The organism is Pseudomonas sp. R1-43-08, from assembly GCF_003852255.1.
Classification (GTDB): domain Bacteria; phylum Pseudomonadota; class Gammaproteobacteria; order Pseudomonadales; family Pseudomonadaceae; genus Aquipseudomonas.
Map to the genome: position 1 here is coordinate 25,716 of NZ_CP027734.1, position 21,799 is coordinate 47,514.

General features: G+C 61.0%; 23 protein-coding genes. 14 read left to right on the plus strand and 9 right to left on the minus strand.

Annotated elements, in window-relative coordinates; all coding sequences use genetic code 11:
- The first annotated feature begins 9 nt into the window (after positions 1–9).
- Together hemF and aroE are read left to right on the plus strand one after the other, a co-directional pair.
- A complete protein-coding gene (hemF, locus tag C4J87_RS00115; RefSeq protein WP_124365249.1) occupies positions 10–942 on the plus strand; it encodes an oxygen-dependent coproporphyrinogen oxidase in 933 nt (310 codons plus the stop codon).
- Positions 942–1,760, plus strand: a complete 819-nt coding sequence (gene aroE / locus C4J87_RS00120) for a shikimate dehydrogenase (protein ID WP_124365250.1) — start codon at positions 942–944, stop codon at positions 1,758–1,760. The genes hemF and aroE overlap by 1 nt, the downstream gene beginning before the upstream one ends.
- Positions 1,761–1,873: 113 nt before the next feature.
- Here the strand turns inward: aroE and C4J87_RS00125 are convergent, their stop codons facing one another.
- From C4J87_RS00125 to betC, 3 genes are all read right to left on the minus strand, one after another.
- Positions 1,874–3,442 carry a SulP family inorganic anion transporter gene (locus tag C4J87_RS00125; RefSeq protein ID WP_124365251.1) on the minus strand — a complete coding sequence of 523 codons (1,569 nt, stop codon included), beginning with the start codon at positions 3,440–3,442 and terminating at the stop codon, positions 1,874–1,876.
- Positions 3,443–3,540: 98 nt separating this feature from the next.
- On the minus strand, positions 3,541–4,455 hold the full coding sequence (gene choX / locus C4J87_RS00130; RefSeq protein ID WP_124365252.1) for a choline ABC transporter substrate-binding protein: 915 nt from the start codon (positions 4,453–4,455) through the stop codon (positions 3,541–3,543).
- A 16-nt stretch (positions 4,456–4,471) separates the two neighbouring features.
- Positions 4,472–5,986 (minus strand): choline-sulfatase, encoded by a 1,515-nt coding sequence (gene betC, locus C4J87_RS00135; RefSeq protein ID WP_124365253.1) that lies wholly within the window; start codon positions 5,984–5,986, stop codon positions 4,472–4,474.
- A 103-nt stretch (positions 5,987–6,089) separates the two neighbouring features.
- On the opposite strand from betC, the gene C4J87_RS00140 reads away from it, so the two are divergent.
- The 6 genes from C4J87_RS00140 (at position 6,090) to C4J87_RS00165 (ending at position 11,824) form a co-directional block, all read left to right on the plus strand.
- On the plus strand, positions 6,090–7,040 hold the full coding sequence (locus tag C4J87_RS00140) for a LysR family transcriptional regulator (protein WP_124365254.1): 951 nt from the start codon (positions 6,090–6,092) through the stop codon (positions 7,038–7,040).
- 30 nt (positions 7,041–7,070) lie between these two features.
- Positions 7,071–7,397 (plus strand): DOPA 4,5-dioxygenase family protein, encoded by a 327-nt coding sequence (locus C4J87_RS00145; RefSeq protein ID WP_124365255.1) that lies wholly within the window; start codon positions 7,071–7,073, stop codon positions 7,395–7,397.
- Between the two features lie 164 nt (positions 7,398–7,561).
- Entirely contained in the window at positions 7,562–8,521 is a 960-nt protein-coding gene (locus C4J87_RS00150; RefSeq protein WP_124365256.1) for a 2-dehydro-3-deoxygalactonokinase, read from the plus strand.
- Position 8,522: 1 nt separating this feature from the next.
- Positions 8,523–9,143, plus strand: coding sequence for a 2-dehydro-3-deoxy-6-phosphogalactonate aldolase (locus C4J87_RS00155; RefSeq protein ID WP_124360601.1), 621 nt, complete (start codon positions 8,523–8,525; stop codon positions 9,141–9,143).
- 48 nt (positions 9,144–9,191) lie between these two features.
- The gene (dgoD, locus tag C4J87_RS00160) at positions 9,192–10,340 is read left to right on the plus strand and encodes a galactonate dehydratase (RefSeq protein WP_003170741.1); all 1,149 of its coding nucleotides are present in this window, start codon (positions 9,192–9,194) and stop codon (positions 10,338–10,340) included.
- 179 nt (positions 10,341–10,519) lie between these two features.
- Positions 10,520–11,824 (plus strand): MFS transporter, encoded by a 1,305-nt coding sequence (locus C4J87_RS00165; protein ID WP_124365257.1) that lies wholly within the window; start codon positions 10,520–10,522, stop codon positions 11,822–11,824.
- Positions 11,825–11,860: 36 nt separating this feature from the next.
- Here C4J87_RS00165 and C4J87_RS00170 read toward each other — a convergent pair whose 3' ends face one another.
- The 3 genes from C4J87_RS00170 to trpB all read right to left on the minus strand — a co-directional run bounded on the left by C4J87_RS00170 (position 11,861) and on the right by trpB (position 15,723).
- Positions 11,861–13,522: a BBE domain-containing protein gene (locus tag C4J87_RS00170; RefSeq protein ID WP_124365258.1), complete on the minus strand. Its 1,662-nt coding sequence runs from the start codon at positions 13,520–13,522 to the stop codon at positions 11,861–11,863.
- 165 nt (positions 13,523–13,687) lie between these two features.
- Positions 13,688–14,497 carry a tryptophan synthase subunit alpha gene (gene trpA, locus C4J87_RS00175; RefSeq protein ID WP_124365259.1) on the minus strand — a complete coding sequence of 270 codons (810 nt, stop codon included), beginning with the start codon at positions 14,495–14,497 and terminating at the stop codon, positions 13,688–13,690.
- Positions 14,497–15,723, minus strand: a complete 1,227-nt coding sequence (gene trpB / locus C4J87_RS00180; RefSeq protein WP_124365260.1) for a tryptophan synthase subunit beta — start codon at positions 15,721–15,723, stop codon at positions 14,497–14,499. The genes trpA and trpB overlap by 1 nt, the downstream gene beginning before the upstream one ends.
- Positions 15,724–15,833: 110 nt before the next feature.
- On the opposite strand from trpB, the gene C4J87_RS00185 reads away from it, so the two are divergent.
- A complete protein-coding gene (locus C4J87_RS00185; RefSeq protein ID WP_124365261.1) occupies positions 15,834–16,730 on the plus strand; it encodes a LysR family transcriptional regulator in 897 nt (298 codons plus the stop codon).
- Here the strand turns inward: C4J87_RS00185 and C4J87_RS00190 are convergent.
- Positions 16,727–17,053, minus strand: a complete 327-nt coding sequence (locus C4J87_RS00190; protein ID WP_003170746.1) for a YqjD family protein — start codon at positions 17,051–17,053, stop codon at positions 16,727–16,729. The two genes, C4J87_RS00185 and C4J87_RS00190, sit on opposite strands and share 4 nt — an antisense overlap.
- Before the next feature lie 157 nt (positions 17,054–17,210).
- Between C4J87_RS00190 and C4J87_RS00195 the strand changes: the two genes are divergently transcribed.
- Positions 17,211–17,426: a dodecin gene (locus tag C4J87_RS00195; protein ID WP_057725727.1), complete on the plus strand. Its 216-nt coding sequence runs from the start codon at positions 17,211–17,213 to the stop codon at positions 17,424–17,426.
- 116 nt (positions 17,427–17,542) lie between these two features.
- Positions 17,543–17,767, plus strand: coding sequence for a DUF1161 domain-containing protein (locus tag C4J87_RS00200; protein ID WP_124365262.1), 225 nt, complete (start codon positions 17,543–17,545; stop codon positions 17,765–17,767).
- A 152-nt stretch (positions 17,768–17,919) separates the two neighbouring features.
- Here C4J87_RS00200 and C4J87_RS00205 read toward each other — a convergent pair whose 3' ends face one another.
- Positions 17,920–18,921 (minus strand): LLM class flavin-dependent oxidoreductase, encoded by a 1,002-nt coding sequence (locus C4J87_RS00205; protein ID WP_124365263.1) that lies wholly within the window; start codon positions 18,919–18,921, stop codon positions 17,920–17,922.
- 215 nt (positions 18,922–19,136) lie between these two features.
- Here C4J87_RS00205 and C4J87_RS00210 point away from each other — a divergent pair, with 215 nt between their 5' ends.
- Positions 19,137–19,568 (plus strand): OsmC family protein, encoded by a 432-nt coding sequence (locus C4J87_RS00210; protein ID WP_124360608.1) that lies wholly within the window; start codon positions 19,137–19,139, stop codon positions 19,566–19,568.
- Positions 19,569–19,872: 304 nt separating this feature from the next.
- Positions 19,873–20,112: a DUF1161 domain-containing protein gene (locus tag C4J87_RS00215; protein ID WP_124360609.1), complete on the plus strand. Its 240-nt coding sequence runs from the start codon at positions 19,873–19,875 to the stop codon at positions 20,110–20,112.
- On the opposite strand, the gene C4J87_RS00220 is transcribed toward C4J87_RS00215, so the two are convergent.
- Complete coding sequence (locus C4J87_RS00220) at positions 20,113–20,535, minus strand: hypothetical protein (RefSeq protein ID WP_124365264.1); 423 nt, start codon at positions 20,533–20,535, stop codon at positions 20,113–20,115. It lies immediately after the preceding gene.
- A 116-nt stretch (positions 20,536–20,651) separates the two neighbouring features.
- Between C4J87_RS00220 and C4J87_RS00225 the strand changes: the two genes are divergently transcribed.
- Complete coding sequence (locus C4J87_RS00225; protein ID WP_124365265.1) at positions 20,652–21,737, plus strand: aminopeptidase; 1,086 nt, start codon at positions 20,652–20,654, stop codon at positions 21,735–21,737.
- Positions 21,738–21,799 lie beyond the last annotated feature (62 nt).

A 21,799-nucleotide genomic window follows, 5' to 3' on the forward strand; every position in this document is an offset into this window, starting at 1 on the left:
GGTGATGCCATGACTACCCGCACCGAGGCTGTTAAAGCCTACCTGCTTGACCTGCAAGACCGCATTTGCAGCGCCCTGGAAACCTTCGAGACGGACACACGCTTTATCGAAGACGCCTGGACCCGGCCTGCTGGGGGCGGCGGTCGTACCCGTGTGATTGAAAACGGTTCGGTGATCGAAAAAGGCGGCGTTAACTTTTCCCACGTGTTTGGCAGCGGCTTGCCACCGTCTGCCAGTGCACACCGCCCGGAACTGGCCGGTCGCGGCTTCGAGGCACTGGGTGTGTCGCTGGTGATCCATCCCCATAACCCCCATGTGCCGACGTCCCACGCCAATGTGCGCTTTTTCACCGCAGAAAAAGAAGGCGAAGAGCCGGTGTGGTGGTTTGGCGGCGGCTTTGACCTCACGCCGTACTACGGCAATGACGAGGATTGCGTGCACTGGCATCGCGTGGCCGAGCAGGCCTGTGCGCCATTCGGCGCGGACGTCTACCCGCGTTATAAAGCCTGGTGCGACACCTATTTCCATATCAAGCACCGCAACGAGCCGCGTGGGATCGGCGGCCTGTTTTTCGATGATTTGAACGAATGGGGCTTCGACACCTGCTTCGCCTTCATCCGCGCCATCGGTGATGCCTACATCGACGCCTACCTGCCGATCGTGCAACGCCGCCAGGCGATGGCCTATACCGAACAGCAGCGCCAGTTCCAGGAGTTTCGCCGGGGGCGTTACGTCGAGTTCAACCTGGTCTATGACCGTGGCACCCTGTTCGGCCTGCAATCGGGCGGGCGTACCGAGTCGATCCTGATGTCGCTGCCGCCCCAGGTGCGCTGGAGCTACGACTGGAAAGCCGAAGCCGGCAGCGATGAAGCGCGCCTCACCGATTACTTCCTGCAGGACCGCGACTGGCTCGGCCTGGCTGCGCCCAAGGTGGTGGAGTGATGGATCGCTATGTCGTCTTCGGCAATCCCATCGGCCACAGCAAGTCGCCGTTGATTCACCGCATGTTCGCCGAACAGACCGGCGAGCAACTGGACTACAGCACACTGCTCGCGCCGCTGGAGGATTTCACCGGCTGCGCCCGTGAGTTCTTTCAACACGGTCGTGGCGCGAACGTCACCGTGCCGTTCAAGGAAGACGCTTTCCGGCTGGCCGACACCCTCACCGAGCGCGCCCAACGCGCCGGCGCGGTGAATACCCTGAGCAAGCTGGCCGATGGCACGTTGCTGGGGGATAACACCGATGGCACCGGCCTGGTGCGCGACCTGACCGTGAACGCCGGGCTCAACCTGCAAGGCAAGCGCATTCTGCTGCTGGGCGCCGGTGGCGCGGTGCGCGGCGTGTTGGAACCGCTGCTGGCCGAGAGGCCCGCCTCGCTGATTATCGCCAACCGCACCGTGGAGAAAGCTGAAGTGCTGGCCGAGCTGTTCGACGACCTGGGGCCAGTGTCGGCCAGCGGTTTCGATTGGCTGCGTGAGCCGGTGGACGTAATCATCAACGCCACTTCCGCCAGCCTGTCAGGCGATGTACCGCCAATTGCGGGCAGCTTGATCGAACCGGGCAAGACGTTCTGCTACGACATGATGTACGCCAAGCAACCCACCGCGTTCTGCCGCTGGGCTGAAGAACAGGGTGCTGCGGTAGCGATGGATGGCCTGGGCATGCTGGTGGAACAAGCGGCGCAAGCCTTCTTCCTGTGGCGCGGTGTGCGTCCGGATTCGGCGCCAGTGCTGGCCGAATTGCGCCGCCAGCTGGCTTGACGCCAATCAAACTGTGGGAGGGGGCTTGCTCCCGATAGCGGTGTTTCAGTCAACATATGAGTAGCTGACAGACCGCAATCGGGAGCAAGCCCCCTCCCACAGTTTGATCGCATTCAGTCTTCGAAATGGATGGGGCAGTTGTCGGCGCCTTCCAGTTTCTTCAATTCTTCAACCACGTGTGGCCTAGCCCCGCGCAAGGTCAGGCTACGCCCCAACCCCTTCAACCGCCGCGCCTCCTGATGCAGCATCTCCACCCCGGAATAGTCGATGAAGTTGATCTGCTGCGATTCGATCACCACCCGCTCGCCCTGCAGACTCTGCAGGCGCACTTGCAGGTAGTGGCTGGCGCCAAAAAAGATCGAGCCCCCCACTCGCAATACATCCTCGTCACCGTCGCGCCACTGCTGAATGCGCGGTTGCGAAGTGCGCTTGAGGTAGAAAAACAGCGACGCGAGCACTCCCGCATAAATCGCCGTTTGCAGTTCCAGCAGCAAGGTGGCGATACACGTCAGGCCCATCACCACAAATTCGGCGCGGCTCACACGGAACAACGCACGGATGCCTCGGCGGTCCACCAGCCCCCAGCAGATCAGCAGGATGCTCGCCGCCATGCTTGGGATCGGAATGTGTGCGATCAGCCCCGCGCCAAACAGCGCGAACAGCGCCACCCAGAGCGCGGAAAACACGCCGGCCAATGGCGAGCAGGCCCCCGCCTCGTAACTGAGACCGGACCGGGTGAAGGAACCCGCCGACACATACCCGGAGAAAAATCCGCCGATGATATTGGATAAACCCTGGGCTCGGACTTCCTGATTCGCGTCGAGCAATTGCTGGGAACGGGCCGATAGGGAACGCGCAATCGACAGGCTGGTGACCAGGCCCAACATGCCAACTGCCACGGCACTCGGTAGCAGGCGCAGGATCGTATCCAGATCCATTGGCAATGAACGCAAGGGCGGTAGCTGGCCGATAAACGCACTGACCAACGCCACATGCCCGAACAGCGCCGGCCACAGCCACGCGGCCAGGCTGCCCAGGGCCAGGGCGATCAATAGGGTAGGCCAGCGTGGCATCAGGTATTTGAGCAGCGCGCCCACCAGCAAGGTGCCCAAGCCCAGGGCGAGCGAGGCGCGGTCCCCCTCGCCGCCATGCTCGAGCAGCGCTAGCAGGCTGTTGATGGCGGTGGCCTGGCTCGCAAGCTCCAGCCCCAGTAGGTTGGGCAACTGCCCGAGGGCAATTACGACGGCGGCGCCGAGGGTGAAACCGAGTACCACGGAATGGGAGACGAAATTCACCAGCGCGCCGAAGCGCAGCATGCCCAATAGCCACTGGAAAACGCCGGCGAGGAAGGTCAGCAGCAGGATCAAGGTGACGTAATCCTGGGAACCCGGCACCGCCAGCGGGCTGATACTGGCGTAGAGCACGATGGAGATCGCCGCGGTAGGACCGCAGATCAGGTGCCAGGACGAGCCCCACAGGCAAGCGATCAACACCGGAACGATGGCCGCATAGAGCCCGTATTCTGGTGGGAGCCCGGCGATCAGTGCGTAGGCAATCGACTGCGGCAGCGCAAGTACCGCGCCGCTGAGGCCGACGACAGCATCCCGGCCCACACTGGCGCGGGTTTGGCGCGGCAGCCAACTGAGGAAGGGGAATAGTGTGTGGCGGTTGGGCCGGGGCATCGCAGGCTCGGATTCAAGGGTTGGGCTCAGGTTATCAGTACACACAGGTCCTTGTGGGAGGGAGCAAGCCCCCTCCCACATTTGGATCGTGGTGTGTCTTAGAGTTTGGCTTTCACAGCGGCCAACGCATCCTGGCCATCCAGCGTCTTCACACCTTCCAGCCACTTGTCTAACACCGCCGGATTGGCCTTGATCCAAGCCTTCGCCGCGTCCGCATTGCTGACCTTATTGTTCACCACGTCAGCCATGATGCTGTTCTCCATGGCCTGAGTGAAACTCAGGTTGGTCAGCAGTTTCCCCACATTCGGGCAGGCTTGCGCATAACCCTTGCGGGTCAAGGTATAGACGCTGCCGGTGTCACCAAAATACTTCTCGCCGCCTTTGAGGTAACGCATTTTCAACTGCACGTTCATCGGGTGCGGTGTCCAGCCGAGGAAGGTGACGAATTTCTGCTTCTTCACCGCCCGTGACACTTCCGCCAGCATCGCCTGCTCACTCGATTCGATCAGCTTCCACTGGCCAAGCTCGAAGTCATTTTTCTTGATGATCTCCTGCAGCGAGATATTCGCCGGTGCGCCGGAGCCGATGCCGTAGATCTTCTTGTCGAACTTGTCGGCAAATTTATTCAGATCGGCAAAATCACGCACGCCGGCTTCCCACACGTAGTCCGGTACGGCGAGGGTGAACTCGGTGCCGTCGAGGTTCTTCGCCAGCTGCACCACCTCGCCGTTCGCCACGAACTTGTCATAGAAGCCTTGCTGCGCCGGCATCCAGTTGCCCATGAACACGTCGACCTGGCCGTCCCTGAGCCCGCCGAAGGTAATCGGCACTGCCAGGGTGTCGACCTTGGCCTTGTAGCCCATGCCGCTCAGCAGAAAACCGGTGATGGCGTTGGTCGCCGCGATGTCGCTCCAGCCGGGGTCGGCCATTTTCACCGTTTCACAACCGGCGTCCGCGTAGGCATTGGCGCTGCTCAACGCCAGAATGCCCAGCACAACCGTTAATTTTTGCATGGCCTTCCCTCTGTATTTATTGGTTTTGGCAGGGTTGTGGATAACGTGCCTTGCGCTCCAGGTCGTCGAGGTCGATATGGTTGCGCATGTACTGCTGACTGGCGTCTACCAGCGGCTGGTGATCCCAGCTCTTCAGCTTGCCTTGGGTCAGTGCCTCGAATACCAGGCGACGGCGGCGTTGGCTGGCGAGCACCTGTTGGTGGATCGCCGGGATGTCCCATTTGGCCCGCGCTTCGTTCAAAAACGCCTCGAACAGTGGCCGGTGTTCCGGTGACTGGCTGAGGTTCTCCCGCTCGTGCGGGTCGTTGTGCACATCGAACAGCAGACAAGGGTCGTCTTCGCTGTAGATGAATTTGTACGCGCCTCGGCGAATCATCATCAGCGGGCTGATGGTGCCTTCGGCCATGTATTCGCCGAACACTTCGTCGTGTCCGCCCTCGCCTTTGAGGTGCGGCAGCAGCGAGCGGCCATCCAGTGGCAGGTGTGGGTCCAGCTCGCCGCCGGCCAATTCCACCAGGGTCGGCAACAGGTCGGCGGTCGACACGGCCTGGGTCACACGGCGCGCCGCGAATTGCCCCGGCGCACTGACCAGCAGCGGCACGCGGGCGGCCATCTCGAACCAGTGCATTTTGTACCAGAGGCCGCGTTCGCCCAGCATGTCGCCGTGGTCGCCGGAGAAGATGATGATGGTGTTATCCGCCAGCCCGGTGTCTTCCAGGGTTTGTAGCAGCTTGCCGACGTTGCTGTCGATGTAGCTGCACGCGCCGAAATAGGCACGGCGCGCATCGCGGATTTTATCCACAGGCAGCGGCTTGTCCCACAGGTCGTAGACCTTGAGCAAACGCTGGGAGTGCGGGTCGAGATCGCCCTGTGCCGGCGTAGCGGGCAAGGGGATGTCGGCGTCGTCGTACAGGTCCCAGAACGGCTTGGGAATGGTGTACGGGTCGTGGGGATGGGTCATCGACACGGTCAGGCAGAACGGTTGCTCGCCGTCTTCGCGGATATGATCGAACAGGTATTGCTGGGCCTTGAACACCACCTCTTCGTCGAAATCCAGCTGGTTGGTACGCACGCACGGCCCGGCTTGCAGCACCGAGGACATGTTGTGGTACCAGGTGGGGCGTACATCTGGTTCATCCCAGTTCACCGCCCACCCGTAGTCCGCCGGGTAGATGTCGCTGGTCAGGCGCTCTTCATAACCGTGCAATTGGTCGGGACCGCAAAAATGCATCTTGCCCGACAGCGCGGTGCGGTAACCGAGGCGCCGCAGGTAGTGGGCGTAAGTGGGTACATCGGCCGGGAAGTCTGCCGCGTTGTCATAGGCGCCGATCTTGCTTGGCAACTGGCCGCTGACCAAGGTAAAGCGCGAAGGCGCACACAGCGGGCTGTTGCAATAGGCGGCGTCGAAGACCACGCCGTGTTCGGCGAGGCGGCTCAGGTTCGGCAACTTGATCGGGGAAGATCCGTAGAACGGCAGCATCGGCGCGGCCATTTGATCGGCCATGATGAAAAGAATGTTCTTGCGCTTCATGGGTTCTCGGCATTCCATAGGCAGTGTTTATGCGAATGAGCATGCAACCCGCTGACCGCGTGGTAAAGCCCATGAAGAACAATGCCTAGGATAAGCACAGCTTATGTATGAAGCGCTTGGTGACCTGTCCCTCGACCTGCTGCGTGCATTCGAAGCGGCGGCGCGTCAGCGCAGTTTCACCGCCGCCGCGATGGAGCTGGGCACCACTCAGCCGGCCATCAGCCAGCAGATCAAACGCCTCGAAGAGCAGTTGGCGATCCGCTTGTTCGACCGCATCTACCGTGGCATCGAGTTGACCGAAGCGGGCGCCCTACTGTTCGAACACGTCCAGGCCGGCCTGCACACCATTAACCTGGGCTTGAGCACCGTCACCGAGCAAGACCAGCACGAAGTGCTGCAAGTGGCCACCGACTTCGCCTTCGCCGCCTACTGGCTGATGCCGCGCCTGCATCGTTTCCACCAGGCCAACCCGCAGGTGGATGTGAGCCTGGTGACCAGCGAGCGCAACCACGCCAGCCTGCGCAGTGACATCGACGTGGCGGTGCTGTTTGGTGACGGACGCTTCAAGCAAGGCGACAGCCTGTGGCTGTTCAACGAGGAAGTGTTCCCGGTGTGCAGCCCGCAGTGGCTCAAGCACCAGGCCACAGCGCTGACGGTGCAGACCCTGCCGGACTACCCGTTGCTGCACTTGCGCCAGGAAAACAACCGCCACTGGTTCGACTGGGCCGGTGTGTTTCGCGAGCTGGGAATCAGCGCCGCGCCCACCCCTGGCCAATTGCGCTTCGACAATTACACGCTGCTGATTCAGGCGGCCATTGCCGGCCAGGGCGTTGCGATCGGCTGGCGCCATCTGGTGGATGACCTGCTGGAGCAGCAGTGGTTGTGCCGGCCGATCAGCGACACAGTGATCTCGCGTTTCGGCTATTACGTGGTGCAGCCTCAGCGCAAGCGACGCCGTCAGTTGGTCGAACGGTTTGTCGATTGGCTGGTGGCGGAGCAGGCCAGCAGCGCGCAGTCATTGACCGGGCTGGCCCTGCCGTCGATTGCGGTCTAGGATCGCTGCACAGTGGAACCGGAGTCCGGCATGCAACGTATCAAGGGCTATCACGCCCATATCTACTTCGACGCCAGCACGATCGACCAGGCGCGCACCTTGTGTGAAGACGCAGCAGCGCTCTTTCCACTACGCATGGGGCGCGTGCATGAGCGTCCGGTAGGCCCGCACCCGGACTGGAGTTGCCAGCTGGCGTTCGACCCGGAATACATCGGCGTGGTGCTGCCCTGGCTGGCGCTGCATCGCAATGGCTTGGTGGTGTTCCTGCACCCTGATACCGGCGATGACCTGAAGGACCACACTGAGTACGCGGTCTGGATGGGTGCGATGCGCGAACTGGATTTGTCTATTTTTTAACCGTTATTTGCTGACGCAACTCGCCTCTTCCCAAGGATGTGTAAGATTTTGCGCGCTTATCTCCCAATATATGGGACTGTTATTTATATATTGAGATATTGCCAGGCATAGGTTTATATTCGCCCATCTGCTTTTTTCAGCACCCACTCATTTCAGGTGAAGCGATGCAGGCGCAATTGATCGCGCTCGATTGGGGAACCAGCTCCCTTCGTGCTTACAAACTAGGTCCCGCCGGCGTGGTTCTGGAACAACGCTCACTGCCCTGGGGCATCATGCATTTGCCCAGCGAACCGCGTGACATCGCGGATGCTCGCTGCAGCAATGGCTTTGAGTTGGCATTCGATAGCGCCTGCGGGGATTGGCTCGACGCCCAGCCCGAACTGCCGGTGATCGCCTGCGGCATGGTGGGTAGCGCACAGGGTTGGAGCGAAGCGGCTTATCGCAACACCCCGGTGGATGTTGCCAGCCTCGGCCAGGCACTGCACAAGGTGCGCAGCCTGCGTGGCGTCGATGTGCATATCGTGCCGGGCGTGATCGAACAGGTCGGCCTGCCCAATGTGATGCGCGGCGAAGAAACCCAGGTACTCGGTGTACTGCACGGGCTCGCTACCGACGTACTGATCGGCCTGCCGGGCAGCCATTCCAAATGGGTCGAGGTGGTCGAGGGCTGTATCACGCACTTCGACACGTTCATGACCGGCGAGCTGTTCGCCATATTGAGCAAGCACAGCATCCTGGGACGTACCCAGCAATCATCGGAACATTTCCACACCGAGGCGTTTGACCGAGGCGTGGCTGTCGCGCTGTCGGCGGACGGCCAGCGCGGCGTGCTCTCGACCCTGTTCAGTGCGCGCACCCTCGGGCTGACCGCCGAACTTACGCCTGAGCAGCAGCCCGACTACCTGTCCGGCCTGCTGATCGGCCATGAACTCGCCGGTTTACCCGACAGCGCCAAACGCAAGCCGATCATCCTGGTCGGCGCCGCCCCTCTCTGCGCCCGCTATCAACGCGCCCTCGCCCAGTGCGGCTTCGCCCACGTCAGCCTGGCGCAGGAAGCCAGCGAGCGCGGCTTGTGGCAACTGGCCGAGGCGGCCGGGCTCACTCAACCTGTAACGGAGGCCTGACATGCTCAAGAAAGCACTCGCACAAAACGGTTTGATCGCGATCCTGCGCGGTGTGCGTCCGGACGAAGCCCAAGCTGTCGGCCAGGTACTGTACCAGGCCGGTTTTCGCGTGATCGAGGTGCCGCTGAACTCGCCGGACCCCTACACCAGCATCCGGACCCTGCGCGACAGCCTGCCCGCCGATTGTCTGATCGGTGCCGGTACGGTGTTGACGCCCGAGCAGGTCGAGCAGGTCAAAGCCGCCGGCGGCCAAGTGATCGTCATGCCGCACAGCGATGCCAAGGTATTGCGTGCGGCGAAAGCGGCGGGCCTGTACCTGTCACCGGGCGTGGCCACGCCGACCGAGGCCTTTGCCGCACTGGCCGAAGGCGCCGACGTGCTGAAGCTGTTTCCGGCCGAGCAAATGGGCCCGGCGGTGATCAAGGCGTGGCTCGCAGTATTGCCGGCGGGCACGTTGCTGCTGCCGGTAGGCGGTATCACCCCGGACAACATGCAGGTATTCACCGACGCCGGTGCCAAAGGTTTCGGGCTGGGCTCGGGCTTGTTCAAGCCGGGCATGTCCGTGGAGCAGGTCGCGAGCCGCGCCCAGGCGTATGTCGCAGCCTGGAAAGCCCTGAGCTGATTTCAAGTTCCGCGCCTGCTGGCGCCGCATCTACAAGAGAGATAACAGATGAAAATCACCAAACTGACGACCTTCATCGTCCCGCCGCGCTGGTGCTTCCTCAAGGTCGAAACCGACCAGGGTGTCACCGGCTGGGGTGAGCCCGTGGTTGAAGGCCGCGCCCACACCGTGGCCGCTGCCGTCGAAGAATTGTCCGACTACCTGATCGGTAAAGACCCACGCAATATCGAAGACATCTGGACCGTGCTCTACCGCGGCGGTTTCTACCGCGGTGGCGCGGTGCACATGAGCGCCCTCGCCGGTATCGACCAGGCGTTGTGGGACATCAAGGGCAAGGCCCTGGGTGTTTCCGTCAGCGACCTACTGGGTGGCCAGGTGCGTGACAAGATCCGCGTGTATTCGTGGATCGGTGGCGACCGCCCGGCGGACACTGCCCGCGCCGCCAAAGAGGCTGTGGCCCGTGGTTTCACTGCGGTGAAAATGAACGGCACCGAAGAGCTGCAGTTCGTCGACAGCTTCGAAAAAGTCGACCTGGCCCTGGCCAACGTCGCGGCGGTACGCGATGCGGTCGGCCCCAACGTGGGCATCGGCGTCGACTTCCATGGCCGCGTGCACAAGCCGATGGCCAAGGTGCTGATGAAGGAGCTGGACCCGTACAAGCTGATGTTCATCGAAGAGCCGGTGCTCAGCGAAAACTACGAGGCCCTCAAGGAACTGGCACCCCTGACCAGCACCCCGATTGCCCTGGGCGAACGCCTGTTCTCGCGCTGGGACTTCAAGCGTGTGCTCAGTGAAGGCTACGTCGATATCATTCAGCCGGATGCTTCCCACGCTGGCGGCATCACCGAAACCCGCAAGATCGCCAACATGGCTGAAGCCTACGACGTGGCCCTGGCCCTGCACTGTCCGCTGGGCCCGATTGCCCTGGCGGCCTGCCTGCAACTGGATGCGGTTTGCTACAACGCCTTTATCCAAGAACAAAGCCTGGGCATTCACTACAACGAGAGCAACGACCTGCTCGACTATGTGCGCGACCCCGGTGTGTTCGATTATGACCAGGGCTTCGTGAAGATCCCCAACGGCCCGGGCCTGGGCATTGAGATCAACGAGGAATATGTGATCGAGCGGGCGGCCATTGGTCATCGCTGGCGCAACCCGATCTGGCGCCATGCCGATGGCAGTTTCGCCGAGTGGTGATTTCCAACTGAAAGACCAGGGTCAGAAATGTGGGAGGGGGCTTGCCCCCGATGGCTGAGTGTCAGGCAACGCTTTGGCGGCAGGTTCACCGCTATCGGGAGCAAGCCCCCTCCCACATTTTGATCCGGTTTCTTCAGTCAGTCCTATTCAGCCCTCAATAAACACAAGAAGAGGCACCCATGCATCCTGAACCCTCAAGCGGACAGGCTTCCTTAGTCACGCCTAGCCGAAAGCGCTTCTTCATCATGGTGCTGCTGTTCATCACCGTGGTGATCAACTACCTCGACCGCAGCAACCTGTCGATTGCCGCCCCTGCGCTGACCAGCGAGCTGGGCATCGACCCGGTCCATGTCGGGCTGATCTTCTCGGCGTTCGGCTGGACCTACGCCGCCATGCAGATTCCTGGCGGCTGGCTGGTAGACCGTGTGCCCCCGCGCATTCTCTACACTGCGGCCCTGCTGCTGTGGTCGATCGCCACCGTCATGCTCGGCTTTGCCGCCAGCTTCATCGCCTTGTTCGTGTTGCGCATGGCCGTCGGCGCCCTGGAAGCCCCGGCCTACCCGATCAACAGCCGGGTCGTGACCACCTGGTTTCCCGAGCGCGAGCGCGCCACGGCGATTGGCGTCTACACCTCCGGGCAGTTCGTCGGGCTGGCGTTTCTCACCCCCGTGCTGGCCTGGCTGCAGCATGCGTTCGGCTGGCACATGGTGTTCGTCGCCACCGGTGGTGTCGGCATCCTATGGGCGGTGATCTGGTATGCGGTGTATCGCGAGCCCAAGGATTTCAAAGGCGCCAACGCGGCGGAAATCCAGTTGATCCGCGACGGCGGCGGCCTGGTGGATATGCAGGCGCAAGCGACCAAGGCGCCGTTCAGTTGGGTCGACCTCGGCATCGTGCTGAGCAAGCGCAAGTTGTGGGGCATCTACCTGGGGCAGTTTTGCCTGAACTCGACCCTGTGGTTTTTCCTGACCTGGTTCCCGACCTACTTGGTGAAGTATCGCGGGATGGACTTCATCAAGTCCGGCCTGCTGGCCTCGCTGCCGTTTCTGGCGGCGTTCGTCGGCGTGCTGTGCTCGGGGATTTTCTCCGATTGGCTGATTCGGCGGGGCGCCTCGGTGGGCTTTGCGCGCAAGTTGCCGATCATTGGCGGGCTGCTGATTTCCACCGCGATCATCGGCGCCAACTACGTGGACTCCACAGCCTGGGTGATTGCCTTCCTGGCGCTGGCGTTTTTCGGCAATGGCCTGGCGTCGATCACCTGGTCGCTGGTGTCCACGCTTGCCCCCGCACGGCTGTTGGGCCTGACCGGTGGCGTGTTCAACTTCATCGGCAACCTGTCGGCCATTGCCACGCCGATCGTGATTGGTTTTCTTGCCAGCGGTGATTCGTTTGCGCCAGCGATTACCTACATTGCGGTGCTGGCGTTGCTTGGGGCGCTGTCCTACGTGTTGCTGGTGGGCAAGGTTGAGCGCATCGAGCTTTGAAATAGGGCGACCTTGAGGTCGCCCTTTTTTACCGGCTTACGGCACCGACATCTCGTTACGGAACACATTGTGCGGGTCCCAACGCTGCTTGGTGCGCCGCAGGCGGCTTTCGATCATGAGGTCAGGGACAAAAATCTTGTACCAGTTGGGGTTTTTCGGATTGGCCGGGTCGCCGCCAATGTGGGTCATGTCGAGGTCCGGATAGTTGATGTAGCAGCCCTCGAACTGATCGTTGAGCGGAACCCCGTTGTCGTTGACGAAGGCTTGGAAAAACAGTCCTTGAATCCAGCGGGCGTGTGCCTGATCCGCTGCCTCGCTGGCCTCGTACCAATAACACTGCGGTTGCCACTTCAGATAGGACGAGCGTTGTGAGACCGACGACTCTTTGCGAACCGCCGGTGTGGGCGCGTTGATTCGCCCGCCGAACGACTGGATTTGTATCAGGCTCTGGGTCAGGTGTTCATCGGGGTCGTTCAGGTGCAACGTGTCCCAGATCGCCTGGAGCGCCGCAGGCGTGAATTCACCCTTTTGGTACGCAGACTTGTAGCGCCCGCGCAGATTGTCCCCTGAACCATTCAAGGTTTGCTGGCACACCAGCCAATCCAGGCGTCGCGTGGCCGCCAGCGCGTCGGGCAACGCCTGGATGGAACGCCCGCGTGCGCCGCCACTGGGCATATGCACGACGTAAAACGGTACCAGGCATTCGGTTGCGGGCAGGCCAATGGCGCCGAGCATGGTTGCGACGAAATCTTCGAAGGGTGCCTGGTCCTGCAGTTCTCCATTTCGATCAACGTAATGAATGCCCAGGGTCACATTACCGGTGTGCTGATGGCGCATTTCCAATTTGGTGGCCAGGCCCCAGGTGTCGGGGTTGCTCTGATTGCGCGCGAACCAGTCCTGGTAAGCGATGAGCAGGTCGTCGAGCCTGGACTTCTCGGTCAACAGCGACCAATCCCATTCCAGCACCAGCCACAGCACCTCCTTCGGTGCTTCGGGCAATGCCTTGAAGTAGTAGCTGGTAATAATGCCGAATTGACCGCCGCCTGCGCCGCAACACGCGGCGAAGAGGGCGAGCTCGTCAAGGTCTGTGCTGTCGCGCGAGACATGCGCCGGTTCCAGGCCGGTGCCCTGTGCGTTCGGCACCAACATATCGACACCGTGCAGCCAATCGCAAACCAGGCCGTGTTTGCGTGACAGCAACCCATAGCCGCCCCCGCAAATATGCCCGCCCAAACCCACCGAATAGCACGAGCCGCCTGGCAGTGTCTTATTGGCCAGCTTGTACAACCTGACGTACGCATCCCAATTCTGCCCACCGGCCTCCAGGCGAAAGCTGTAGCGCTCGGGCCGCGTGGGTAGCAGCTGGGAAGCGAGTTGCCCATCGGCAGCGTAGACCACCTGGTTCAGTGCGCTGATATCCAGTATCGACAGCACCTCGTCGCTGTTGCCGGGCATCTTGTTGCTAACGAAACCTTCGTAGCAGTGGCCGCCGCTTCGAACCGTTATGCGCCCGTGGACGACCGCCAGCGCCTCGGCCGCAGCGTCGATGATGTCCTGGGGACTGTGGCATAGGTAGATGCATTGCGCGCCATTGGGTGACGACTCGCCCTGCACATTGCCCAACGGCCAGCGCAGGTTGAAGCCCTTTTGCAAGGTCGAATGACGGCGGTCTGAGGCGGTGATGAGATCAAATGCCATGATGTACTCCTGAGAGCCAAATGACTTCTGATGCAGCTAACTTAACGACCGGGAGGCAAGAACGGCAGGGGCTTGCAGGCGGTTAGACGGCAATAGGCATGAAGTGCTTGGGGGGTGACGGAATGTCACCCCCCAAGCCTAGCGCAAGAATCAACACAGGCGCGCTTACCGACGAGCGTTACGCACGCCTTGCGACAGCGCCGCGCAATGGCTCAATACGCCATCGATCGCTTGCTGGTCGCTGCTGGCGTTGGCGATGTGATCGATCAGCGCAGAACCCACCACCACACCGTCCGCCAGGCGCGCGATGGCCGCCGCTTGCTCCGGTGTACGGATACCGAACCCGATGCTGATCGGCAGGTCAGTGTGGCGACGCAGGCGGGCCACGGCTTCCTCGACGTGTTCCAGGGTCGCGGCGCCGGCACCTGTCACGCCGGCGACCGACACGTAGTACACAAAGCCGGAGCTGCCATTGAGTACGGTCGGCAGGCGCACATCGTCAGTGGTCGGGGTGGTCAGGCGGATAAAGTCGATGCCAGCGGCCTGGGCCGGGTCGCAGAGCTCGCCGTTATGCTCGGGCGGCATGTCGACCACGATCAGGCCATCGACCCCGGCCTCCTTGGCGTCGGCAATGAACTGCGGCACGCCGTATTTGTGGATCGGGTTGAAGTAACCCATCAACACCAGCGGCGTGTCGTTGTTGTCCTTGCGGAACTCGCGGACCATCTGCAGGGTTTTCGCCAGGTTCTGCCTGGCTTCCAGCGCACGGATGTTGGCCAACTGGATCGCCGGGCCATCAGCCATCGGGTCGGTGAAGGGCATGCCCAGCTCGATCACGTCGGCGCCAGCGGCGGGCAAGCCTTTAAGGATGGCCAGCGAGGTGTCATAACCCGGGTCGCCAGCGGTGACGAAGGTCACCAGGGCGGCGCGGTTTTGTTCTTTCAGCTGTGCAAAGCGGGTCTGCAGGCGGCTCATCAGTGTTTCTCCTGCTGGGAGGTTTGCATATGGTGCATCACCGTCTGCATGTCTTTGTCGCCACGGCCGGACAGGTTGACCACCATCAGGTGATCGGCAGGCAAGGCCGGGGCGCGCTTGAACACTTCAGCCAGGGCGTGTGCGCTTTCCAGTGCGGGGATGATCCCTTCCAGGCGGCAGCATTTGTGGAAGGCGTCGAGGGCTTCATCGTCAGTCACCGAGGTGTACTGGACGCGGCCGATGTCGTGCAACCAGGCGTGTTCAGGGCCGATGCCGGGGTAGTCCAGGCCTGCGGAAATCGAGTGGGCGTCGATGATCTGGCCATCATCGTCCTGCAGCAGGAAGGTGCGGTTGCCGTGCAGTACACCGGGTACTCCGCCGTTGAGGCTGGCGGCGTGCTTGCCGGTTTCGATGCCGTGGCCGGCCGCTTCAACGCCGATGATTTCGACGCTGGTGTCATCCAGGAACGGATGGAACAGGCCCATGGCGTTGGAGCCGCCGCCGATGCACGCCACCAGGCTGTCCGGCAGGCGGCCTTCCTGGGCTTGCAGCTGGTCGCGGGTTTCCTTGCCGATGACGGCCTGGAAGTCGCGCACCATGGCCGGGTACGGGTGCGGGCCGGCCACGGTACCGATCAGGTAGAAGGTGCTGTCGACGTTGGTTACCCAGTCGCGCAGGGCTTCGTTCATGGCGTCTTTCAGGGTGCCGGTGCCGGCGACCACCGGGATCACCTCCGCGCCCAGCAGCTTCATGCGGAACACGTTGGCCTGTTGGCGCTCGATGTCGGTGGTGCCCATGTAGATCACGCATTGCAGGCCAAAGCGCGCGGCGACGGTGGCGGTGGCCACGCCGTGCATGCCGGCGCCGGTCTCGGCGATGATGCGTTTCTTGCCCATGCGCCGTGCCAGCAGGATCTGGCCGATGCAATTGTTGATCTTGTGCGCGCCGGTATGGTTCAGCTCTTCACGCTTGAGGTAGATCTTGGCGCCGCCGCAGAACTCCGTCAGGCGTTCAGCGAAGTACAGCGGGCTTGGGCGCCCGACATAATCGCGCTGGAAGTAGGCCAATTCTTCGTTGAACGCCGGATCGATCTTGGCGGCTTCGTATTCACGGGCCAGTTCAAGGATCAACGGCATCAGGGTTTCAGCGACGTAGCGGCCGCCAAACGCGCCAAACAGGCCGTTGGCGTCAGGGCCGTTGCGCAGATCGGTCTGGGACTGGGTCATGGGGCGCTCCAGGAAAGAATGGGTGTAAAGAACAATGAGGGCCACTCTACCCCTGCCGCTCCCGGCTGAAAACCGATAAGATCGCCGCAACATGTCAGGAAAACTCACAGATGAGTCGCGACCTTCCGCCGCTCAACGCCCTACGCGCGTTTGAAGCCACCGCCCGCCTCAGCAGCGTCAGCCAGGCGGCAGAGCAATTGCACGTCACCCATGGCGCAGTCAGTCGCCAATTGAAAGTGCTGGAAGAACACTTGGGCGTCAGCCTGTTCGTCAAGGATGGGCGCGGCCTCAAACTCACAGATGCCGGGGCCAGGCTGCGCGATGTCAGTGCCGAGGCGTTTGAACGTCTGCGGGATGTTTGCGCCGAACTCAGCCAAAACAGCGCCGATGCACCGTTCGTGCTCGGTTGTTCAGGCAGTTTGCTGGCGCGTTGGTTTATTCCACGCTTGGGACGCTTGAATGCGGACCTGCCGGACTTGCGTTTACACCTGTCGGCGGGCGAAGGCGATCTGGACCCGCGACGCCCGGGATTGGACGCCCTGCTGGTATTTGCCGAGCCACCGTGGCCAGCCGATATGCAGGTGTATGAGTTGGCAAGCGAGCGTATTGGGCCGGTGATGAGCCCGCGATTTGCAGGTTACGCGCGCCTGCTTCACGCGCCCGCTGCAGCCTTGTGTGACGAAGCGCTGCTGCATACCACGTCACGTCCGCAGGCCTGGCCCAGCTGGGCGCAGCAACACGCAATCGATCCCGGCGCGCTGAAGCTCGGCCAGGGTTTTGAGCATTTGTATTATTTGCTGGAAGCGGCGGTTGCAGGGCTGGGTGTGGCAATCGCGCCGGAGCCGCTGGTGGCAGAGGACCTGCGAGCGGGTCGCCTGGTGGCGCCGTGGGGCTTCAGTGAAACCCCGGCGCACCTGGCGTTGTGGCTACCCAAGCGCGCCGCAGACGGGCGCGCCGGGCAATTGGCGCAGTGGCTCAAGGCTGAGCTGGCGCGCCAACCGGTTTAGTCGCCGCGTTTGCACAGCAGGTAAGCCGCCAGCAGGCCCAGGGCACCTACAGCGACGCCGGCTGTGGTCCATGGGTGCTCTTGTGCATAGTCACGAGTAGCAACACCGGTTTCGCGAATTTTGACTTTGCTTTCTTCATAGGCATCGCTGATCAGGTGGCGAGAGTGTTTGAGGGCATTCTCGGCATTGCTTTTCAGGGCCTTCAGCGTTTTGCGCGACTCATCGGATGCATCATCCTTGAGGCTCTCAAGGGATTTGAGCAGGCTCGAAATCTCGGCTTCCATGCTTTCCAGCGACGCTTTGCGTAAAGAAGTGTTGGCCATGTGGACATCTCCTGAAGTGATTGAGTGGCATGTGTAGATACCGACTGCGGCGGTCTCGGAAAGTGCATTAAATCTGAACTTTCGTAGCCGAGCGGTCGCCTCAAGCAGGACGAATATTCACTGCTAGTCTTGATTGATGACCTACAGGAGAAACACCATGAGCGAACATCACACTTACAAGAAAGTCGAATTGGTGGGCTCATCCACCACCACCATCGAAGATGCGATCCAGAATGCTTTGGCCGAAGCCAGCAAAAGCCTCAAGCACCTGGAGTGGTTTGAAGTGACTGAAACCCGTGGGCATATCGAGAATGGCAAGGTCGCGCACTATCAGGTCACCCTGAAGGTGGGATTCCGAATTGCCAGTAGTTGATCGGGCGCGTGGAACTTTGATCGCTGGCCGATTGCCATAACCTGCGCTACATACAATGGGTGCCGACGCCATAAGCGTCGGCACGCTCTTTTCGACCAGCGCAAGGAAAGTATCGGATGAAGAAGTTTCTGTTAGCGGTAGGTTTGTTGAGCATCGCCGGCACGGCCCTGGCGGCGGGCAAGCCTTGTGAAGAACTGAAAAGCGAATTGGCTGCGAAGCTCGATGCTAAAGGCGTTCAGCACTATTCACTGGATGTTGTCGACAAAGGTGCAGCAGCCGATGCCAAGGTGATTGGCAGCTGTGAAGGCGGCACCAAGGAAATCGTCTACAAGCGCGGTTAAGCCCGTGTTGCAGACCTAAAACCGACGCACTTGTGGCGAGGGAGCTTGCTCCCGCTGGAGTGCGTAGCGCTCCCTTTTTTTGGGGCCGCTTCGCAGCCCAGCGGGAGCAAGCTCCCTCGCCACAGGCGCGTCGGTTTTTTTTCGCCCGGGGTTCAGCCCTTCATCAATTGCGCCAGCAGTTCGTAGGAATGAATCCGGTCGGCATGCTCGTACAGGTCGCAGGTAAAGATCAGTTCATCAGCGCCGGTCTGCTCGATCAGCACCTCCAGTTTGGCGCGGATCTTCGCCGGGCTGCCCACCATCGCCAAGCCGAGGAAACTGCCGACCGCGTCTTTTTCGTGGGGCAGCCACAGGCCGTCCATGGTTTTCACCGGTGGCCGCTGCACCAGGCTCTGCCCGCGCATCAGCGCGAGAATGCGCTGGTACACCGAGGTGGCCAGGTAGTCAGCCTGTTCATCGGTGTCAGCGGCCACCAGCGGAATGCCGAGCATGACGTAGGGTTTGTCCAGCACGGCCGAAGGCTTGAAGTGATTGCGGTACACGCGAATCGCTTCATGCATCAGGCGCGGTGCGAAATGGGAGGCGAAGGCGTAAGGCAAGCCACGTTCACCGGCCAGTTGCGCACTGAACAGGCTTGACCCCAACAGCCATACCGGCACGTTGGTGCCGGTGCCCGGTACCGCGATCACCCGTTGGTCGGGCGTGCGTGGGCCGAGGTAGGCCATCAGTTCGGCCACGTCATCAGGGAAGTCGTCGGCACTGCCGGAGCGTTCACGGCGCAGGGCGCGGGCGGTCATCTGGTCGGAACCGGGCGCACGGCCCAGGCCCAGGTCGATACGGCCGGGGTACAGGCTTTCCAGGGTGCCGAACTGCTCGGCGATTACCAGCGGCGCATGGTTGGGCAGCATCACCCCGCCGGAGCCGACACGGATGGTCGAAGTGCCCCCTGCCAGGTAGCCAAGCAATACTGAAGTGGCCGAGCTGGCGATACCGTCCATATTGTGGTGTTCAGCCACCCAGAAACGGTTGTAGCCGAGTTTTTCCACGTGCTGGGCAAGGTCCAGGGAATTGCGCAGCGATTGCGCCGCACTGCCGTTGGCGCGAACGGGCACCAGGTCGAGGGTCGAGTACTTAACGTCGGACAGCGATTTCATAGCCTGCTTCTCCAATGGGGGCGCAGGCTTCTTAGACGAACCAAAACCTGCCGCTTCATGTGCATGTTCTATGCAATGAGGGCATATACCCGAGATTCAATAGCCATTATGAAATTTCCTACTTGAATGGTAGGTTTTTCCGACAGGGTGAACTTTGCCATGGCGTCTATCCTCAGAACCTTACTGACGCAAAACTACCGTTCGAGGACAAAACTATGAGTATCGTTAAAAAGGCATCCGCGCATTGGGAAGGCGATCTGAAGACTGGCCTGGGTTCGATTTCCACGGAAACTGGCGTGCTGCGCGAAGCGCCTTACGGCTTCAAGGCCCGTTTCGAAGGCGGCAAGGGCACCAACCCTGAAGAGCTGATCGGCGCGGCCCACGCCGGCTGTTTCTCTATGGCCTTTTCCATGATTCTCGGCGACGCGGGCCTGAAGGCTGACAGCATCGACACCCAGGCCGAAGTGAGCCTCGACCAGGTCGAGGGTGGTTTTGCGATCACTGCGGTGCATCTGGTTCTTAAGGCCAAGATCCCGGGCGCCAGCCAGGCGCAGTTCGACGAACTGAGCAAAAAGGCCAAGGAAGGGTGCCCGGTGTCCAAAGTGCTGAACGCAACCATCACCCTGGATGCCACACTGGTTAACTGACACACCCTGTGGGAGGGGTCTTGCCCTAATACCAATCAGTTAAGGCTTTTTGTAGGAGCGAGCTTGCTCGCGAAGAACTCACAGGCACCGCGTTTATTCAGGAAGCACGCGTTATCGTTGACGTTTTTCGCGAGCAAGCTCGCTCCTACAGACGGTGGTGTACGCTTAACTGGCTGGCATCAGAGCTTGCCCCCTGCCACATTTAGTTTTGCGTTAAATCAGAACTCGTATTTCATAGATGTGGTCCTATAGCCTATGCAGCCTAGGCGCACACTCGTGCGCATGCATTCAGGGAGCTTCACACATGAAACGTTTTGCCTTGGCAATCATCTGCGGTGTATTGGCCACTTCGGCCGTGGCCGCGCCAAAAGATTGTGAAGAGCTCAGGAAGGAAATCGAAGTGAATATCCAGGCTAAGGCGATCCCGTCCTACACCCTGGAAATCATCACTGCCGAAGAAGCCAAGAACCACGACAGCGCCATGATTGTTGGTTCGTGCGAAAACGGCACCAAGCGCATCCTCTACCAGAAAAACAACGACTGATCAGATGCAGTTCACACTGCGCTCTTCGGCCAGCAACTGACGCGCCGAGTCATACAGGCGGATGTTGGGGGTGAAGGCCAGTGAGCGACCTTCCAGTACGTAGCGTTGGCCAGCCTGGAAATGGTCGTACTGCAAGGTCATGAAGCAGGTTCGATACATCATCTGGCTGAGGCCTCCCAAACCACCGCCGGCTGGCACTTCGAAATCGAAGCGCACCATCAGTTCGTGGGGGCCGGGCGGCATTTGGAAAAAGCGCCCGTCGTCGAGGTTTTTCCCGTCCAGCCGCTGAGCCATGACCATTTTGGAGCCTGGTGTCGGCGTAGTGAAGTCTACCCAGGCCTGCTGCGGGTCGACTGGCGGGATGGGCGTCGATGCGCAAGCGCTGAGGAACAGGGCGGCGATGGGATACAGAAGCTGGCGCATGGCAGGTACTCAATGCGAGGAGATAGTTTGAGTATAAACACGCCATCGTGTGGAACATTCAAATTCACTTCAAGCGTATCGGTCTGGCGAACACATCAACCAGGAGCAGTCGCGGCATGATCAGGCGTTTTCTTCCGGGGTTGATCGCGGTGCTGCTCAGCGGCTGCTCCAGCGTCAGTTACTACAGCCAGTTGGCAAGTGGCCAGTGGCAACTGCTGCGGGCGCGGGAATCGGTGGCCGAGGTCATCGCCGATCCAGCCCGTCCTCAAGGGTTGCGCGAGCATCTGGTTCAATCCCAGAAAGCTCGCACTTTCGCCAGCGAACACCTGCACTTGCCCGACAATCAAAGTTACCGGCTCTACGCCGATATTGGCCGACCCTATGTGGTCTGGAATGTCTTCGCCACGCAGGAATTTTCTCTATCGCCTGAAAACCACTGTTTCCCCATCGCCGGTTGCGTCGCCTACCGCGGCTATTACAGCCAGGGCGCGGCACGCGGCGAAGCGGCATTGCTGCGCCAACAGGGCATGGACGTGTCGATTGGCGGCGTCGAGGCGTATTCCACCTTGGGTTGGTTCAACGACCCGATCATCAGTTCGATGCTGCACTGGGGCGATGAGCGCCTGGCCACGTTGATCTTCCATGAGCTGGCGCATCAGCGCTTCTATGTGAAGGACGACACCGAGTTCAATGAGTCATTCGCCAGCTTCGTCGAGCAGGAAGGTACTCGGCAATGGCGTGCTTCCCGTGGCCTGGCGCCCGTCAGCGATGCAGCGTTGCAGCAGCGTGACCAGTTCATTCGCCTGATCCTCGATACCCGCAAACGCCTGGAAACCCTCTACGCACAGCCCTTGGCGCGCGAAGCCATGCGCCAGGCCAAGGCGGCGGAGTTCGAACGCCTGCGCCTTGAGTACCAACAGATGCGCGATAGCCAATGGGGCGGTGACAAGCGCTATGACGCGTGGATCAACCAGCCGATGAACAACGCACGGCTGTTGCCTTTCGGCCTGTATGACCAATGGGTGCCGGCGTTTGCAGCATTGTTTCGGCAGGAAGGCGGGGATTGGGTCAGGTTTTATCAGGCGGTGCGCGCATTGGGCGGTTTGGCTTCGCAAGAGCGCAAGATTCGTTTGAGGCAATTGATGAACGAATACCAGGGGATGGATGTGCAGAGCACGTTTGACGCGAGCAGATACAAGTAATATCTACATATCCCACCGCTCTGAGACGCGCTCATTAGAGTTTCCTGACTTTTACAGCGTCA

Coding starts and splice junctions, on each gene's coding strand:
- C4J87_RS00185 (WP_124365261.1), top strand. CDS start 15,834: ATGAGTCGCGACCTTCCGCCGCTCAACGCCCTACGCGCGTTTGAAGCC.
- C4J87_RS00145 (WP_124365255.1), top strand. CDS start 7,071: ATGCAACGTATCAAGGGCTATCACGCCCATATCTACTTCGACGCCAGC.
- C4J87_RS00225 (WP_124365265.1), top strand. CDS start 20,652: ATGATCAGGCGTTTTCTTCCGGGGTTGATCGCGGTGCTGCTCAGCGGC.
- choX (WP_124365252.1), bottom strand. CDS start 4,455: ATGCAAAAATTAACGGTTGTGCTGGGCATTCTGGCGTTGAGCAGCGCC.
- aroE (WP_124365250.1), top strand. CDS start 942: ATGGATCGCTATGTCGTCTTCGGCAATCCCATCGGCCACAGCAAGTCG.
- C4J87_RS00210 (WP_124360608.1), top strand. CDS start 19,137: ATGAGTATCGTTAAAAAGGCATCCGCGCATTGGGAAGGCGATCTGAAG.
- dgoD (WP_003170741.1), top strand. CDS start 9,192: ATGAAAATCACCAAACTGACGACCTTCATCGTCCCGCCGCGCTGGTGC.
- trpA (WP_124365259.1), bottom strand. CDS start 14,497: ATGAGCCGCCTGCAGACCCGCTTTGCACAGCTGAAAGAACAAAACCGC.
- C4J87_RS00170 (WP_124365258.1), bottom strand. CDS start 13,522: ATGGCATTTGATCTCATCACCGCCTCAGACCGCCGTCATTCGACCTTG.
- betC (WP_124365253.1), bottom strand. CDS start 5,986: ATGAAGCGCAAGAACATTCTTTTCATCATGGCCGATCAAATGGCCGCG.
- C4J87_RS00155 (WP_124360601.1), top strand. CDS start 8,523: ATGCTCAAGAAAGCACTCGCACAAAACGGTTTGATCGCGATCCTGCGC.
- C4J87_RS00190 (WP_003170746.1), bottom strand. CDS start 17,053: ATGGCCAACACTTCTTTACGCAAAGCGTCGCTGGAAAGCATGGAAGCC.
- C4J87_RS00200 (WP_124365262.1), top strand. CDS start 17,543: ATGAAGAAGTTTCTGTTAGCGGTAGGTTTGTTGAGCATCGCCGGCACG.
- hemF (WP_124365249.1), top strand. CDS start 10: ATGACTACCCGCACCGAGGCTGTTAAAGCCTACCTGCTTGACCTGCAA.
- C4J87_RS00125 (WP_124365251.1), bottom strand. CDS start 3,442: ATGCCCCGGCCCAACCGCCACACACTATTCCCCTTCCTCAGTTGGCTG.
- C4J87_RS00220 (WP_124365264.1), bottom strand. CDS start 20,535: ATGCGCCAGCTTCTGTATCCCATCGCCGCCCTGTTCCTCAGCGCTTGC.
- C4J87_RS00165 (WP_124365257.1), top strand. CDS start 10,520: ATGCATCCTGAACCCTCAAGCGGACAGGCTTCCTTAGTCACGCCTAGC.
- C4J87_RS00140 (WP_124365254.1), top strand. CDS start 6,090: ATGTATGAAGCGCTTGGTGACCTGTCCCTCGACCTGCTGCGTGCATTC.
- C4J87_RS00195 (WP_057725727.1), top strand. CDS start 17,211: ATGAGCGAACATCACACTTACAAGAAAGTCGAATTGGTGGGCTCATCC.
- C4J87_RS00205 (WP_124365263.1), bottom strand. CDS start 18,921: ATGAAATCGCTGTCCGACGTTAAGTACTCGACCCTCGACCTGGTGCCC.
- C4J87_RS00150 (WP_124365256.1), top strand. CDS start 7,562: ATGCAGGCGCAATTGATCGCGCTCGATTGGGGAACCAGCTCCCTTCGT.
- C4J87_RS00215 (WP_124360609.1), top strand. CDS start 19,873: ATGAAACGTTTTGCCTTGGCAATCATCTGCGGTGTATTGGCCACTTCG.
- trpB (WP_124365260.1), bottom strand. CDS start 15,723: ATGACCCAGTCCCAGACCGATCTGCGCAACGGCCCTGACGCCAACGGC.